The 15,816-nt window shown below is 42.5% G+C and carries 20 protein-coding genes; all 20 read left to right on the plus strand.

Annotation, left to right across the window (positions count from 1 at the left end; translation table 11 throughout):
* Positions 1 to 36 precede the first annotated feature (36 nt).
* The 20 genes from terS (at position 37) to J7E38_RS13665 (ending at position 15,816) form a co-directional block, all read left to right on the plus strand.
* Positions 37 to 786 carry a phage terminase small subunit gene (terS, locus tag J7E38_RS13570; protein WP_214705361.1) on the plus strand — a complete coding sequence of 250 codons (750 nt, stop codon included), beginning with the start codon at positions 37 to 39 and terminating at the stop codon, positions 784 to 786.
* Entirely contained in the window at positions 786 to 2,093 is a 1,308-nt protein-coding gene (locus J7E38_RS13575; RefSeq protein WP_214705360.1) for a PBSX family phage terminase large subunit, read from the plus strand. Before terS ends, J7E38_RS13575 begins: the two co-directional genes overlap by 1 nt.
* 9 nt (positions 2,094 to 2,102) lie before the next feature.
* Positions 2,103 to 3,620, plus strand: a complete 1,518-nt coding sequence (locus J7E38_RS13580; RefSeq protein WP_214705359.1) for a phage portal protein — start codon at positions 2,103 to 2,105, stop codon at positions 3,618 to 3,620.
* Positions 3,620 to 4,633 carry a phage minor head protein gene (locus tag J7E38_RS13585; RefSeq protein ID WP_214705358.1) on the plus strand — a complete coding sequence of 338 codons (1,014 nt, stop codon included), beginning with the start codon at positions 3,620 to 3,622 and terminating at the stop codon, positions 4,631 to 4,633. Before J7E38_RS13580 ends, J7E38_RS13585 begins: the two co-directional genes overlap by 1 nt.
* Positions 4,634 to 4,645: 12 nt before the next feature.
* Positions 4,646 to 4,921: a hypothetical protein gene (locus J7E38_RS13590; protein WP_214705357.1), complete on the plus strand. Its 276-nt coding sequence runs from the start codon at positions 4,646 to 4,648 to the stop codon at positions 4,919 to 4,921.
* A 2-nt stretch (positions 4,922 to 4,923) separates the two neighbouring features.
* Positions 4,924 to 5,160: a hypothetical protein gene (locus tag J7E38_RS13595; protein WP_214705356.1), complete on the plus strand. Its 237-nt coding sequence runs from the start codon at positions 4,924 to 4,926 to the stop codon at positions 5,158 to 5,160.
* Positions 5,157 to 5,303, plus strand: coding sequence for a hypothetical protein (locus J7E38_RS13600; protein WP_214705355.1), 147 nt, complete (start codon positions 5,157 to 5,159; stop codon positions 5,301 to 5,303). The genes J7E38_RS13595 and J7E38_RS13600 overlap by 4 nt, the downstream gene beginning before the upstream one ends.
* A gap of 3 nt (positions 5,304 to 5,306) precedes the next feature.
* A complete protein-coding gene (locus J7E38_RS13605; RefSeq protein WP_214705354.1) occupies positions 5,307 to 5,492 on the plus strand; it encodes a ribosomal-processing cysteine protease Prp in 186 nt (61 codons plus the stop codon).
* Positions 5,493 to 5,629: 137 nt separating this feature from the next.
* Positions 5,630 to 6,223 carry a DUF4355 domain-containing protein gene (locus tag J7E38_RS13610; RefSeq protein ID WP_215038604.1) on the plus strand — a complete coding sequence of 198 codons (594 nt, stop codon included), beginning with the start codon at positions 5,630 to 5,632 and terminating at the stop codon, positions 6,221 to 6,223.
* 16 nt (positions 6,224 to 6,239) lie between these two features.
* Entirely contained in the window at positions 6,240 to 7,223 is a 984-nt protein-coding gene (locus J7E38_RS13615) for a phage major capsid protein (RefSeq protein ID WP_214705352.1), read from the plus strand.
* Between the two features lie 34 nt (positions 7,224 to 7,257).
* Positions 7,258 to 7,563 (plus strand): hypothetical protein, encoded by a 306-nt coding sequence (locus J7E38_RS13620; protein ID WP_214705351.1) that lies wholly within the window; start codon positions 7,258 to 7,260, stop codon positions 7,561 to 7,563.
* A gap of 7 nt (positions 7,564 to 7,570) precedes the next feature.
* The gene (locus J7E38_RS13625; RefSeq protein WP_214705350.1) at positions 7,571 to 7,912 is read left to right on the plus strand and encodes a head-tail connector protein; all 342 of its coding nucleotides are present in this window, start codon (positions 7,571 to 7,573) and stop codon (positions 7,910 to 7,912) included.
* On the plus strand, positions 7,899 to 8,225 hold the full coding sequence (locus J7E38_RS13630; protein WP_214705349.1) for a phage head closure protein: 327 nt from the start codon (positions 7,899 to 7,901) through the stop codon (positions 8,223 to 8,225). Before J7E38_RS13625 ends, J7E38_RS13630 begins: the two co-directional genes overlap by 14 nt.
* Entirely contained in the window at positions 8,218 to 8,637 is a 420-nt protein-coding gene (locus J7E38_RS13635) for an HK97-gp10 family putative phage morphogenesis protein (protein ID WP_214705348.1), read from the plus strand. Before J7E38_RS13630 ends, J7E38_RS13635 begins: the two co-directional genes overlap by 8 nt.
* Position 8,638: 1 nt before the next feature.
* Entirely contained in the window at positions 8,639 to 9,043 is a 405-nt protein-coding gene (locus tag J7E38_RS13640) for a DUF3168 domain-containing protein (protein WP_214705347.1), read from the plus strand.
* 1 nt (position 9,044) lies between these two features.
* Positions 9,045 to 9,566 (plus strand): phage major tail protein, TP901-1 family, encoded by a 522-nt coding sequence (locus J7E38_RS13645; protein ID WP_214705346.1) that lies wholly within the window; start codon positions 9,045 to 9,047, stop codon positions 9,564 to 9,566.
* A 59-nt stretch (positions 9,567 to 9,625) separates the two neighbouring features.
* Positions 9,626 to 10,078, plus strand: coding sequence for a tail assembly chaperone (locus J7E38_RS13650; protein WP_214705345.1), 453 nt, complete (start codon positions 9,626 to 9,628; stop codon positions 10,076 to 10,078).
* 344 nt (positions 10,079 to 10,422) lie between these two features.
* Entirely contained in the window at positions 10,423 to 13,170 is a 2,748-nt protein-coding gene (locus J7E38_RS13655; protein ID WP_214705344.1) for a phage tail protein, read from the plus strand.
* A gap of 1 nt (position 13,171) precedes the next feature.
* Positions 13,172 to 13,900 carry a distal tail protein Dit gene (locus J7E38_RS13660; protein ID WP_214705343.1) on the plus strand — a complete coding sequence of 243 codons (729 nt, stop codon included), beginning with the start codon at positions 13,172 to 13,174 and terminating at the stop codon, positions 13,898 to 13,900.
* A complete protein-coding gene (locus tag J7E38_RS13665) occupies positions 13,900 to 15,816 on the plus strand; it encodes a phage tail spike protein (protein WP_214705342.1) in 1,917 nt (638 codons plus the stop codon). Before J7E38_RS13660 ends, J7E38_RS13665 begins: the two co-directional genes overlap by 1 nt.

The raw sequence follows: 15,816 nt of genomic DNA on the forward strand, positions 1-15,816 counted from the left end.
CAAACACAAATACCTGGGGGTGGCAGGTGATGTAGCATGGCTGAAAAATATGTGTTAGCTGAAAAAGATTATATGAAAGGCATGAAATACAAAGACATTGCCGATAAATACGAGGTCTCTCTCAATACGGTCAAGTCATGGAAAAAACGATATGGCTGGAATCGAGATAGGGGTGCACCCTCTGAAAAGAGTGTGCACACAAAAAAACGTGGGGCTCCTAAAGGAAATATCAACGCTAAGGGTAATAGTGGGGGATCAGCCCCAAAAGGGAACCAGAATGCTATGACTCATGGTTTCTTTTCAAAGTTCCTACCTGCTGAGACATTAGAAGTAATGGATGCGATGCAGGATAGGTCAGCAATTGATTTAATATGGGATCAAATACAAATTCAATACGCTGCTATCATCCGCGCTCAGCAGATCATGTTCGTCCAGGATAAGGGCGAGATGATTAAAGAGCTGAAGAAATCAAAATATGAATTGGTTCCTGACCTGGATAATAGAGGGGAATTCAAGCAAATCGCAACCGAGGAAGAGTACGAATTTCAGTTTGCATGGGATAGACAGGCTGCTTTCCTGAATGCTCAGTCCAGAGCAATGGGCGAGCTACGGAGTTTGATTAGGCAATTCGATGAAATGGCCCATGCTGAAGATGAGCGACGGCTGAAGCTTGAGCAACTGCAGTTGAATGTTGCGAAGACAAAAGCCGAGATTGAAAACATGAGCGATGATGGTGAGGATGATGTGGTAAACATCGTTATCACTCGAAAAGAGGCGCGTGGGTAATGGACATCAATAAAGAAGTTAATCCACGTTTCGAGGACTTTCTCTTTGACTGGAATCAAAAGTTCCAGTTTCTTATGGGGGGTTACGGTTCCTCTAAGTCTTATCATGTTGCCCTAAAAATCATTCTAAAATTACTCTCTGAAAAACGTAAGGCTCTTGTGATTCGTGAAGTATACGATACACACAAGGACAGTACGTTTTCTTTATTTACCGAGATAATTGAGGATTTAGGTCTCTTGGATGAAAGCAGTCGAAAAAAGGTTGCGAAAGGCAAGATAAGGCCGAAAGAAAGCCCCTATGAACTACGGTTCTCCAATGGTTCTAAAATCATTTTCAAAGGAATGGACAAGCCTGCAAAACTAAAATCAATCAACAACGTGTCCCTCATATGGTTGGAAGAATGTTCAGAAGTGAAGTACGAGGGTTTTAAAGAGTTGATTGGTCGTTTGCGTCATCCGAAACTCAAGTTGCATATGATTCTTTCAACTAATCCAATCGGTGAAGACAATTGGACATATTTGCATTTCTTCAAAGACGATGAAAACGATCGTTTCGTTCTGGATGATAATGAACTTTATCAAAAAGGAACAGTCGTTGTTGGAGATACTTACTATCATCATTCAACGGCAGACGATAACCTGTTCCTGCCTGATAGTTACATCGAGCAGCTGGATGAATTAGCAGAGTATGATCCTGACTTACATCGTGTTGCCAGGTTGGGGCGATATGGGGTTAATGGTAAAAGAGTTTTGCCTCAATTCCAAGTGAAGTCACATGAGGAAGTAATGAGGGCAATCGATGAAATTGACAAGCCGTTATTTAAAAATGGTTTGGACTTTGGATTTGTTGAATCATACAACGCTTTGGTCAGGATGGCAATTGATCATGAAAATAAATACCTCTACATCTTTGAACAGTATTACAAACGTGGTATGACAGACCCTGAGCTGGTTGAGGATTTGGATCCATACAAAAAGATAATGATCAAGGCCGATAGTGCTGAACCTAAGACGATTGCATATTTCAGGCAAAGAAGATTTAGGATTATGGGAGCGAAGAAGGGACCTGGATCGAGACTTCAAAACACCAAGAAGGTGAAGCGGTTTAAAAAGATTATTTGTTCCGATGCTTGCCCGGATGTAATAAGAGAACTGAAGAATTTAACCTTTGCTAAAGATAAAAAAGGCAAAATAATCGAGGACGAATTCAATATTGATCCTCATACTTTCAGTGCTATTTGGTACGGCTTGGATGATTACGAGGTTGCTAGTATTAAAGGTCATAACGCAAGACGCAAAACGGGGTAGGTGAAAACAATGCTGAAGTTCAAGGAATACATCGATAAGAATGGCATTGATGAAAAAACCGTGCTAGAGATGATTGATGCCCATAGCAAAATTAGAGCACGAATGAGGAAGATGTATCAGCGATATAAAGCTGATCTTGATGGTCCAACCATTTTTTCGCGGTCTGCTACTGCATACGAAGAAAAGTTTGAATCAGGCGGCAATGTTCTTCGAATTGATGATAAAGTGAACAACAAGCTTAACAATGCTTTTGATGCTGATATCGTCGATACCAAGATAGGGTATATGTTCGGTCATCCCATCAGCTACGATGTTGACGATACCAATGCGGCACTTAGATCAGAACTGGAATCATTCCTTTTGCGCAATAATGCAGAAGATAATGATTCAGAATATGGAAAGATGGCTGCAATATGCGGGTATGCTGCAAGGTTGGCATACATCGATAAGGCAGGGGATGAAAGAATAAAAAACATAGATCCATGGGAAGTCATATTCCTGGGGGATGAGATACATGAACCGGACTATTCTCTTCGATATTTTTCTCGCGATGATGAAATTTACGCTGAGTTCTATGATGAGATATACATTTATTTTTTCAAAGCAAACCAGGGCGGTCAGTTTAACCTCCAGGACATCCAGCCTCACATGTTTGACTTCAATCCTCTTTTTGGAGTGGCAAACAACAAGGAGTTAAAAGGGGATGCTGAGAAAGTTCTTAATCTTATCGATGGTTACGACCGCACGCTCTCAGATGCTTCCAATGAAATCGAGCAATATCGGCTAGCCTATCTCATTCTGAGAGGAATGGGAGCAGATGAAGAGACACTGGCCAACCTAAAGAAGAGTGGGGTATTCGAGTTATTCGGTGAAAATGACGATGTCCGGTACCTAACCAAGGATATTAATGACACCATGATCGAAAATCACCTGAACCGACTGGAAGAGAATATCTTGCGATTTGCAAAGTCAGTGAACTTCACGGACAAATCGTTCGGGACTCAGCTAAGTGGAGTGGCAATGAGGTTCAAATTGATGGCCTTAGAGAACAAGTGCATCACTATGGAGCGTAAGTTCACTGCTTCCCTTCGATATCAGTTCAAGGTTCTCTTTAGTGCCTGGTCGAAAAGGAAAGGATTTAGTCCCGATGATTATCTGAAAGTATTCTTCGGTTTTAAGAGAAACCTTCCTGCTAATATCTTGGATGAAGCACAATCAACAGCTCAGCTGAAAGGGCATATCAGCGAGCGGACCAGATTGGGGCTTCTTTCATTTGTTGATGATGTTGAATTTGAGCTTGAGGAAATGAAAAAAGACGCTGTCTTATTTGGTCCAGCGCTTGAGCCATTGGACGAGGATGATCCTGATGAGGAAGACCTGCAAGAAGATGAAAAGGGGAGCTCCGGCAAAACAAGTGAGGGAAGCAAACCATGTACTACCTGCAGCGGCACAGGCAAAGTACCAAGCAACATTACAGGAAACCTCATTCAGTGCAAAACATGTAAAGGCACTGGGGTGGTTGGCTAATGGATCAATTTAAGATTCGTGAGTTGCTGAACAAGCTTTTAGGAAAGACAGAATCAGATATTGAAAAGGTGTTTGCTAAACGGCTCCAAGCAATTTTTCTGCAGATCGGTGAAATGTTCAGGAAGTACGAGAAGAAGGGTGAGCTCTCTTACACAGAGCTGAACAAATATAACCGGTTCCAAAAGGAAATGGAAGTCATCAGCAACATGTTCAACTCTGATTACAAGCAGTTGATCAAAATGATTAATGCCTCAATGGAAACTCAGTATGTAGAGAGCTTTCTTATGCATGCATACCTTTTCCAAATGAGTGCATCAACGGAAATGGGATTCACTCTCCCGTCTATGACCACCATAAAATTGGCTCTTGCAAATCCTGTAGACAAATTAACGTTGCCTTCCGTATTTACAGAGCACAGGAATGAGATCATCCGGAAAATCAATATTGAAATCAGTCAGTCGCTTATTGCTGGTGAAGGTTATACAGCCATGGCAAAACGAATTGAGAATGCAGTGAACTTCTCGAAAAAGAAAGCGATGCTCGTAGCCAGGACTGAGGCTGGCCGTGTTCGTTCTATTTCGGATGAAGAGGTGGGAGAACAGGCTGCCAAATACGCAACCATGGATAGTATTTGGGCTTCATCGTTGGACTTGAGGGTCAGGACCTCACACAGGGAATTAGACGGCCAGAAGGCTGACAAGGATGGATATTTCCACTACAAAGGCATGAAAGCTAAAGGTCCTCATCTCTGGGGCAAGGCTAACATGGATATCGGCTGTCGCTGTGTGAAGCTCCGGCTTGTGAATGGCATGCTGCCTGAATATCGTCGAGGTAGGGATTATATGAATCCTGATTTCCAGAAGAAGCTGGCGACTCGTATAGACGCGTTGATGGCTGACGAAGGCCTAACATATGCAAAGGCATTGAAAAAGGCACAGAAGGCCGTGAAACCTCCTTCTACCACAATGCCTTATGTAACATTCGAGGAATGGAAGAAGAAATATGCTTCATAGGAGGCTGAATAAATGAAATATCGTAAGAAACCTGTAGTTATTGAAGCGATTCAGTTTAATACCTTAGAAGATTACCTGCGAATATGCAAATGGATTGATGATAGCGAAAGTACCTTGAGTGCAGTTGAGACGGTGGAATTTAGGACTCCGATCATGCTGGTCAACACATTAGAAGGAACCATGACTGCAAAACCTGGTGATTACATTATCAAGGGTGTGAATGGGGAGTTTTACTCTTGCAAACCTGATATCTTCGAAGCTACTTATGAATTGGTTGAGGTGAAATAAATATGATTTTTCTTGATGAATTTCGAAAGAGCAAAGAAGGGAAAGTCACACCAAAGGCACTTATTGAACACCTTATCGCTAATATAGATCAAGTTGAAGTCGTAGGATACGTTATCAAAAAGAAAGACGGGATTATCGATGCCGGTTGGAGTGAGACAACGCACCTGGAAGCTCTAGGATTATATGAGCTTGGTAAAAACCGAATCATTTTTGATATGGGAGAGGATGAATTCCAATGACCTTTGAACAATTTAAATCTAGATATCTGCTAAAGCTTACGGAACAAGGCCTTGCGAGCAACGATATAGAGATCATAAAGTTGTATATTGCTGTGAAGGTATTTAAGGGCTTTGAGGAGAAAGCTGCAAAAAGGAGAGGGTGAAGTTTGACCAATGTCATAGTCACTATCGGTGAAGATGGTTATATGAAGATTGAGGCTGCTGGACATGCTCAAAGCGTTGTTTGTGCTGCAGTTTCAACTTCGCTTCAAACATCAGTTAGATTTCTCCAGGAACTTTCTGAACAGTTCCCAGAGGATTTGCAAGTAACAATCAAACAACAATCGGATTGACCTGGGCAAGTCATTAAAAGGCATATTTTTTATACCCATTTTGACATGCAGGCTCGTACTGCATGGCTAGGAGGAATTAGAACGTGAAAAAATTTAATTTTCTGAAGGTTAATATTAAACAATTTGATGCCGGTACTATCAGTCTGGCAGCAGTGAAAAAGTTCTTGGAAGATAACAAGGATCAGGAAGAAGTGAAAACCTATCTTGGAGAACTCTCGGCCGTGTCAGCAGACAAGGTGAAAGGTTTCTTGGATACAGAGGATGGGAAACGGCTTCTTCAACCCCGTCTGGACAGCTATTTTACCAAGGGATTAGATACTTGGAAGGCGAACAACCTGGAGGCTCTAGTCTCTGAAGAGGTCGCGAAACGTAACCCTGCCCAGACAGAGGAGCAGAAACGAATAGCGGCACTTGAGAAGGCCCTTGAAGACCAGCAAAAGGAATCTCAGCGAGAAAAGCTTATGAACCTTGCAATCAAGCAGGCTACGGAGAAGAAACTTCCCGTTGATCTTGTTAGTTATTTCCTTGCAGAGGATGAGGAGAAAACTACGGCTAATCTTGCGAAACTCGAGGAAACATACAACAAGGCTATCCAGGAAGCTGTAGACAACAAATTCAAGGATAAAGGCCGAGATATTCAACAAGGCGGCAACACAGGTGGCGGCACAATTAAATCCATTCAGGAAATGGCGGCAGCACACAATATTCGTAATCAAAGTCAAAACAATTAAAAGGAGGCCATCATAAATGGCAGTAGCATTGGAAACATCATTAGTAACATCTTTACTCGCAGTTAATATTAAGCAATTTGAAGAGCAAACATATACTCCAGACCATGTATTAATGCAAAATGCAAAGACAGGGTTAATCCCCCAGGAAGAGGGCGGCCTAATCATTGAGGATGTGATCAAAGGGTCAACAATCATGAAGCTGGCAAAATATGAGCCTATGACTAAGCCGAAGAAAACATTCTCTTTCAAGGCTAAAGGAGCCGGCGCGTACTGGGTATCTGAAACAGAAGTTATCAAGACTTCCACAGTTGAATGGCTTACTGCCTCAATGCAGGCAGAGAAGCTGGGTGTCATTATCCCATTCTCAAAGGAATTCTTGCGTTACACAGCTAAGGACTTCTTCAATGAAGTTAAGCCACTGATTGCTGAAGCGTTCTATCAGACATTTGATATTGCAGGATTATTCGGTACGAACTCACCGTTTGCTACTCATACTAGTGGCAAGGCCATCTTCACTGGCGCAACTGATGAAGGAAATCTCATCGCACTTGGTTCAGGTGCTGACCTGCAGGATGAAGTATTTGACCTGATGGCACTTATCGAGGCAGGTGGATTCACTCCTGATGGGATGGTAGCAACAAATGCATTCAAACAGAACCTGCGCCGCGCAAGGAACGCAACAAATGGTGAAAGGTACTATACGAACCTAAACGACGTGGAAGGCCTGGCTGTAACTTACTCCAAGCCTGAAGCATTCGACGCTACTAAGGCTGTAGCTCTCATGGGCGACTGGGACTATGCACGTTACGGTATCCTTCAGAACATTGAATATGCAGTTTCTGAAGATGCGCAGTTATCTTCAATCGTAGACGCTGCAGGTAAGCCTATCAATCTATTTGAACGCGATATGTTTGCTCTCCGTGCGACAATGCATATCGGTTACATGAATATCAAACCAGACGCATTTGGTGCGTTAACACCAGCTGTAGTCACGCCATAATAGAGTCCACACAATAATAAAGGAGGAATAATCAATGGCTAAATACGTGAAAGCTTCTGATAGCATGGTTGTTGTTAAAGATCAAAAGGGTAAGACGCATAGGGTGACAGAAAGGGCGTATAACATCGTGTACAAGGCAAAGGGTTACACCCTGGTTGAGGCCCCGGAAACAACAGAAAACCAAAATGACGGGTCAGAACTGGATTATTTCACGCTTACTCGTGAAGAACTGCAGGAAATCAAAAATGATGATTTGAAAGAATTCCTCGACAAGGAAGAAATTCAGTATAAATCAAACGCCAATAAAGAGGATTTAATTGATTTAATCCTCGGGGAGTAGGTGTACCATGTATAGACCTACAGATGAAGAAGTAAAAGAAATAATGCTGATTAACGGGGAGAATCGTACGGAGCAAGAGGCGCATTACCGTACCATGCTCCCTCTTATTTTTGACCATGTGAAGGAAGAATGTAATAACACATTCGGAGACAGTGAAACGACTGCTCCTGTTATTCCTGGTGGAGTCAAAATCTTTATGGCTAAGGCGATTGAATTCTACCAAAACAAAACCGGCCTGCGGAATCGGTCGATGGGCAGCGTCTCTTACTCTTTCGAAAGTGAATTACCGAGGTCCTTATACAATAACTTGAGGGCTTACAGGAAGGTGAGATTCCGTGCTCAACGATGAATTTCCTCATGAAATAACCTTTTGGGAGCAAAGAAAGATACCAGATGGGGGAGGCGGCCACGAATTGGCTTACGCTGCAGTTTTAACGATGATAGGGTTTATGGATACACCTTCAAGCCGTGAAATTTACGAGTTTCAAAAATTGGACAATCAACTGGACAGGGTACTCTATTATCCATACAGAACGGATATCAAAACAGATATGCGTGTGAAGTACCAGGATGAGACTTACGAGGTTGTGGGTAGACCTCAGGATCAAGGGGGGCAGGGCGAAGTTATGCGCCTGCCTTTAAAGTTGGTTCCTAATGGTTAATATTCGGTTTGGAAATAGAAAGCTTTCCAGATCTGCCCGGAAGTTTGGTGAAGGGGTGGTTGAAGAGGCAAAAAGGATTGTCGTAGAAACGGCTTATTTAATCCAGTCCAATGCTCGATCATTGGCACCCTCTGACGATGGGAATCTTAGAAAATCCATTGAAGTGGAAATCAGGGACGGGGGCTTAACAGCTGTCGTAACCGTGAGTGCCCATTATGCCATCTATGTCGAGTTCGGGACAGGCATCTATGCTGTGAATGGGGATGGCCGTCAAACACCATGGACCTACTATTCAGACAAGCTAGGGCGGTTTGTTACTACAAGAGGAATGCGTGCTCAACCATACTGGTACCCTGCTATAGAGATAGGTAAAAGATACTACCGAACCGAGATGAATAGGTTGGTGAACTGACATGCCCTACGATACAGCTTTATGGCCATTGCAGGAGGCTATTTATCAAAAATTAGAGGCTGATGTATCCCTGAAGAATATGATCACAGGAGTTTTTGATGCAGTTCCTAAAGATCAGGCGTATCCCTATGTGGTTATTGGAGAACCGGCAATGCTTCCTTTTGACACAAAAACAGTGCCTGGTGAAGAAATATCTTTAGTCATCCATGCTTGGTCTGATTACCCTGGAAAGAAAGAAACCTTCAACATATTAAATGCTTGCCAGAAAGCCTTGTCTTACAAACTGGATTTGCCGGGTTTTTGGATCCTTAAAGTGGAGCGGCTCGGGATCCAAGTGTTTGATGACATCGACCCTCGTATAAGACACGGGGTTTTACGAATGAAATACACATTGAGGAGTGAATAGGATGCAACAAGGAAAAGATTCCATTCTTTTAGTGCAATCTACGGATGCTGCACTCGGAACAGATGGGTTGCTAATTGGTAACCTGACGGAAAACTCATATTCTATTGAGAATGACATCATAGATGAGTCGACGAAGTTCGGGCGCATCGTTGGTTATGGACAGAACAGTGAATCATTTGAGTTCACTGCATATGGAGAGACGGGTGATCCAGGACAAAAAGTTGTAATGGACGCTATCAAAAACAAGAGGCAGATCAAGGTTTGGGAAGTGGATCTAAACCTAAATGCCAGTGGTAAACATCCTGCGGTTTTTGGATATTGCATCGTGGAAAGCGCTGAAAAGTCCAGTCCACAAGATGGCTTTGTGGAAGTATCAGCCACGGTCCAGGTCATCGGGTCTACCCAAGAAGGAGAAATTGATCCACTACCTCCTGAAATGATCGAATTCGCACGTTATGGCTTTGAAGCTCCTGGGGCTTCGACAGGAGAGTTTCCTGATCAAACAACAGCACCGACTGTATAAAGCTAGGGGCGGGATCCTATCCTGCCTCTTATCATTTTATTTTGTGGAGGTAATCGAAAATGGCATTTTTAGAGATTAACGGAAAAGAGTTTGAAGCGAAGTGTACATTCCGTTTTGAAAGATTGGCAGATAAGAAGTATTCAGAGAAGGATAACGACGGCAATGATGTGGGTGGTTTCCATGGCTTGTATACAAACTTGCTGCAGTATTCCAACAAGCATCTTTTGGCATTCTGGGATTGCGGCTTGGAATACTTAGGGAAGGATAAACCCAAACTTGAGGACATAGAAGCTGCCATTGAACAACGTATCGAAGAAGATGGGGACACAGAAAAGTTGTTTAAAGAAGCATTCAACGCGGTGGACGAATCGGGTTTTTTCAAGAAACAAGCCAAGAGTTATTGGAAAAACATCGAGGCTTACAAGAAGACCGGGAAAACAGAAGAGGAGAAGGCGGAAAGGGAGCAACAAACGGAAATGCTGTTCCAAATGCGCAAAGAAATGAAGGAATAAATTTCGACCAATTGTTCGTCAACGCAGCTCATTACCTGGAAGTCTATGATGCTGATTTGATTTTGTCCTGGACTCCAAGGCAGTTCAAAAACTTTATAAAAGGGTCTCAATTAAGGTTAGTGGACCAGTACGAAAGCATGGCTAAACAGGCGATGTTTAATCGGTATGCCCAGAATGCAAAGCGAGCTAGGGAAAACAAAATGTTCGATTCGAAAACTGCGCGTAAAAGAATTATGAGCGGTTCTGAAAATTGGAAAGAAAGCAGAGTACCCAAAATCAACGTAGAACGATATAGAAAAGCGAAGGAAGCAATGAAATCTTACAAAATGAAAGGAGGATAAAACATGCAAGAGAATTTTGCTGCTAAAATCACTGCGGATATCAATGAATTTATGCGACAAATGACAGAAGTTGATGAAGCGATCAGAAGAACAGCATTTGGTGCTACAGCTTCTATTACGGCTGATATCACGAACTTCATCTCAAGCATCCAGCGTGCTAATTCTGAACTCAACGAAATTCCGAGTGTGAGGGAAACGAATATTCAAGCTGATGTGACCCGTTTTAACCGTCAAATGCAGCAAGTCCAGGCCAAGGTTTTAGCCCTTACTCGCGAAGTGAACGACTTAACAGCCGAGCTGTCCCATACTCAGCGTCAAATGCAAAGAACGGGCAACCAGGCTATACATGCAGGCAACCAAATGTTCAATGCGGGATATCAAACCCAAAGAATGTATCGAGGGACTTCCGAAGAAGCCAGGAGAATGAGCCAGGAAATGCGATCAGCGTTTGCTCAACAGTCCTTGGCGATGAGTGGATTCCGAGATGAAATGATCAAGGCAGAATATGAATATTTTAAGTTAGCCCAGGGTGCAAAAACCTACTCTGGCTCTAATCAACAGTTTATGGCTGATGTTGCAGCGATGGGGGCGGCTCATAAAAAAGCAACCGACAACATGATGAAGAACAATGAGCTAATGAAGATAAGCATGATCCAGACTGCCGGGACTATGCTTAACATGTCAACTCAAGCTGAAAAGATAAGCGCTAACTATGACCGAATGAAAAATCCTTTGTTACAAGTGAACAAAGGAAGTCTGGCCGTTGCTAACTCCTTAAACAAAATGGCGAATGCAGGTAATGCATCTGTTCTAGCTTTGAAAATGCTAGGTCCTACTGCGAATATGAAGGAATTAAACGACATGACCAGGATGATTACGCAAGGGATGATGCGTTTTCAGATGGTTGCTATCGGGGCAGCAGTGACATCTGCTCTTGTGTATTCGTCATTGCACAAAGGCGCAATGGATACGGTTAAAGGTTATGAAGAATCACTTAATCGGATGAAGGCTGCTGTTCGTCAGGCTTTTCAACCAATGGTGGACGTTTTCGGCGCCGTGATGATGAAGATTTATGATTTCATAACAGCAATCGCTAACATGACCATAAAATTCAACGAAGCACACCCTGTTCTAGCTAAAATCATTCAGGGAACCATGATGTTAGTTCCAGCTCTTACTCTTCTGTTATCCCCACTGGCTGTAGGGATTGGGTTAGTTGCAGGATTCAAGGCTGCATTAGCTTCCGTTTGGCCTTTAATCACACCTATAGTAACGGGACTTGCGGCAATGAGTGCTACGGTATGGATTGTAGCTGCGGCAATTGTGGCTCTAACTGCAGGTTTCATTTACTTGTGGAAGACAAATGATGGTTTTCGCAATGCTATCATTTCTGCTTGGAACTCCATAAAAGCTGCAGCAATGATAGTATGGGGATTCTTATTACCCTATATCAACCAAGCAATTACAGCCGTTAGTACCTTCATTAAACAAAGGCTCGACCAGATTAAACAATTCTGGGATGAAAATGGAGCTCAGATTATTCAAGCTTTATCGAATGCCTGGAGTATTATCAAGACCATTTTTTCTGCAGCAATGGCTGTGATTGTACCAATCTTAGGCGTTGCATGGATGATCATTAAGTCAGTGATCATCTCTACTTGGAATGCAATTAAGAACATCATCAACGGTGCTCTAAATGTCATCCAAGGAATTATCAAAGTATTTGCAGGTATTTTTACTGGAGACTTTTCGAAGGTTTGGGAAGGGATTAAGCAGATTTTCAAAGGAGCTTTACAAATACTTTGGGGCTGGATCAATCTCTATTTCATAGGTAAGTTCCTTGGACCACTTAAGGGATTTGCATCTACAGGAAAAACTTTGATGAAATCTGCCTGGAACTTTATTAAAGGTATCTTCACCAATACTCTGAATACAATAAAATCTTTTGTTACTGGTTCATTTAACGCAGTTAACCGGACAATTTCCAGTGTGATGAATGCAATCAAGCAGGTTATAGTTTCAATTTGGAATAGCATTCGCTCTACCATTAACACTGTAACCAGTACCATAAAGTCCATTGTGACTGGTGTATTCAATAGGTTAAAGTCGACTGTTAGCACGGCAATGAAAAATGTAAAAACTGCCATTGTAAATGGGTGGAATGCTGCAAAATCCTTCTTATCCTCTATCAATCTTTCAGGTATTGGTAAAAACATCATTCAGGGGCTAATAAAAGGGATCGGCTCAATGATGGGAGCAGTTGCAGACAAAATAAAAGATGTTGCAGGCTCAATAAAGAGTGGCATTACAAAAGCTTTAAGTATTCACTCTCCATCTCGTTGGATGAGGGATATGGTTGGTAAGAATATCGTTAGCGGTGTAATCGTTGGTATAGACAAGATGACCGGCGCAGCTGCGAAGACTACTGCTAATATGGCTTCAGCAATAACTGGGGCGTTCAGTCCTCAATTGGCTGTTGCAAACATGGAGATTAACAGAACTTCACTCGATGCGGGCTTTCAAATCGATGAAATAAAACAGCAGGTTAAAGATGAACTTAGCGTGGATCTAGTGATACATCATATAAGTGGACAAGCAAGCCAGGTAGAGTCTGCTGGAGAGAAAGAACCTCGAATTTTTCAATTGGTCACCCCGCAAGGCCGGGTACTTGCAGAATGGATTGCGGACGATGTGACAGAGGTTCAAAATCAGAAAAAACGTCTTCATAGGCATAATAAGGGGAAGCGATAGAATGGGGAATTTCACTTTTAACGGTGGGAAAAAAGACTATATATCTTTATTATCATCAGAAAGAAGACCTGCTTTCGCCCCTATTTCCAGAAGGTTGGTGACAAAACCGGGATTGCCTGGAGCTCATTTAGTTGGTACCGATACATCACCAAGGGTTCTCCCGGAACCAATACTTATTGATAAGGAGAAGTCGGGGTATAGTAATATCGAAAAATTAAAAGAGGACCTGGCAGCATGGTTAATTAAAACTGATCCGGTAAATCTTATCTTTGATGATGAACCTGATCGAATCTACTATGCATTAGTTGAAGGAACCCTTGAGTTTGAAGAGTCCTACAATTATTTAATAGGGACCATCTCCTTCATTTGCCCGGATCCATATAAGTATGGAGCGGAAGATACTGTTCTACTTGATGCTGCACCTATTATGAATATGGGGACAGCCGAAATACCCTTAATCATCAATGCAACCTTTAAAACTGTAGCAACCGAATATAAAATCACTCACTCAAACGGGAAGTATGTAAGGGTCATCTGGGATTTCAAAGTGGGAGACATACTAGAAATTGATTTGAAAAAGAGGAAGGTAACTATTAATGGAGTTGTTCATATGACAGCTTACGATTGGCGAAGCAGTCCTTTTATGCTATTGCCAGGAGCGAATACTTTAACAGTAGATCCAGCGGGCGTGGCTACGACGCAAATAACTTTTAGGCCGAGGTGGTTGTGATGGAGGACAAAGACCTATTAATCTTTGATTCTTATGACAATCTGGTTGCCATCCTATCAAACGAGGCAGCAGAAGCATGTGCCTTCTGGAATGCCCCGTTTAAGGAAATTTTAAATAACGGCTCGACATTTGAATTTTCGGCACAAGGTGATCATGAAGACTCTCAATACCTTGTTGCAGAAAATCAAGTGGCTTTTATGGATAAAGACGGTTATTTCCGTCTATTTGTCATTAAAGAACCAGAAAAGACCAATGGTCAAGAAGGACCACAAATAAGAGTGGTCACTGAGCCAGCGATGCTTGAATTAAACGATGAACCTTTGGAGGATATCAGACCCTATGATACCACAGTGGACGACGCTCTTCTAAGGGCACTTCAGAACACTAGATGGGAAGTTGGAGAAACAGCTGAACTGGGTCTGAATTCAACTAACTTTTACTACATCAATGCAAGAGAAGCCATAGAGAAAATCCTAAATACTTGGGGTGGTGAGCTGAGGGACAGAGTGGAGATTGATGGAAATAAAATTATTGGCCGTTATATCGACATTCTTCCAAGAAGGGGCCAGGACATAGGGAAGGTTTGGGAAATTGATAAAGATATCCTTTTCATTAAGCATAAGGTCCTCTCCTACCCGAAAACAGCCTTATACGGACGTGGCTCGAGCCTAGAGACTGATAATGAAGGGTACACAAGAAAAGTCACTTTTGCAGATGTAGAATGGAGCACAGTTAATGGTGATCCCGTTGATAAACCAATGGGACAGGAATGGGTGGGGGATGCTGAAGCATTGGAGGCGTTCGGCAGGTTGAATTCGGATGGAACCAAAAGACATCGGTTTGGTTTCTATGATGATGATTCTGAGGATCCTACCTTATTGCTGCAGCGTACATGGAATGCTCTTCAAGAACAAAAGAACCAGATTGAGAACTTTGAGCTTGATACGTTTTTGTTAGGAGATTTGATTGGATATGAACACGAGAAAGTAAGGCTAGGTGACACGACCCGGACGGTTGACAGGTCATTTGCAGCACCTATTGAAGTTCAAACCAGGGTAGTGGTTTTCGAATATGATGTGGCGGATCCGGACAATGCTCACGTAGAAATGGGGCAGTACCTTAATCTTTTTGAGGATGATGAACGCCTGGATATGATTGAAGCTAAATTAAACGATAAGGCACCAATCTGGGACAAGAACACCACTCAAAAGGAAATTAGCGATACCGATTTTCCAGACGTCCCTCCCCCTGTTCCAACAAGCTTTACAGCCAAAGGGCTATTTAAAACCATAAAATTGAATTGGGATTTCATCCACGAATTATATATTGCTGCCTATGAAGTGTACGCTTCCCAGGTACAGAATTTCATTCCAGGAGACGAAAACCTGGTCTTCAGAGGTAAAAGTAGCGGTGTGATTTTCGAATCAAATACCGATGAACAATGGTATTTCCGAGCAAGGACCATCAACACGCATGGAACGGCCAGTGAATTCACTAATGAAATATCGGCCCAAACCGCCAGGGTAAGTGGGCAGGACATTGTGCCTTTGACGATTACAAACGAATTGATTGCCGAGGGTGTAAGTGCTGATAAAGTAACAACCGGTACATTAAAGGCTATTGCCATTGAAGGGGTTACCATTACAGGTTCTGTTTTCATGTCCACCAATGGTAATTTTCAGGTTGATGACAATGGAATCATGATGAAAGAGAATCTGAAGATGACAACCCTCGATGAGCTAGGATTGACTGGTTGGTACGATGCCACCGGGAATGAAAATTGGGAGAAGGTTTTCTATCTAAATGAGGATGAAACAGTTACTAAAAAGGTAAGAGCTGAAGAGGAGTTTACGATGGGAGGAATAAAGATCATCAAGATGCCTAATGGTGCTTGGGCGTTTGTTCCTACCATTTAA

The organism is Bacillus sp. ISL-35 (assembly GCF_018613355.1).
Lineage (GTDB): Bacteria > Bacillota > Bacilli > Bacillales > Cytobacillaceae > Mesobacillus.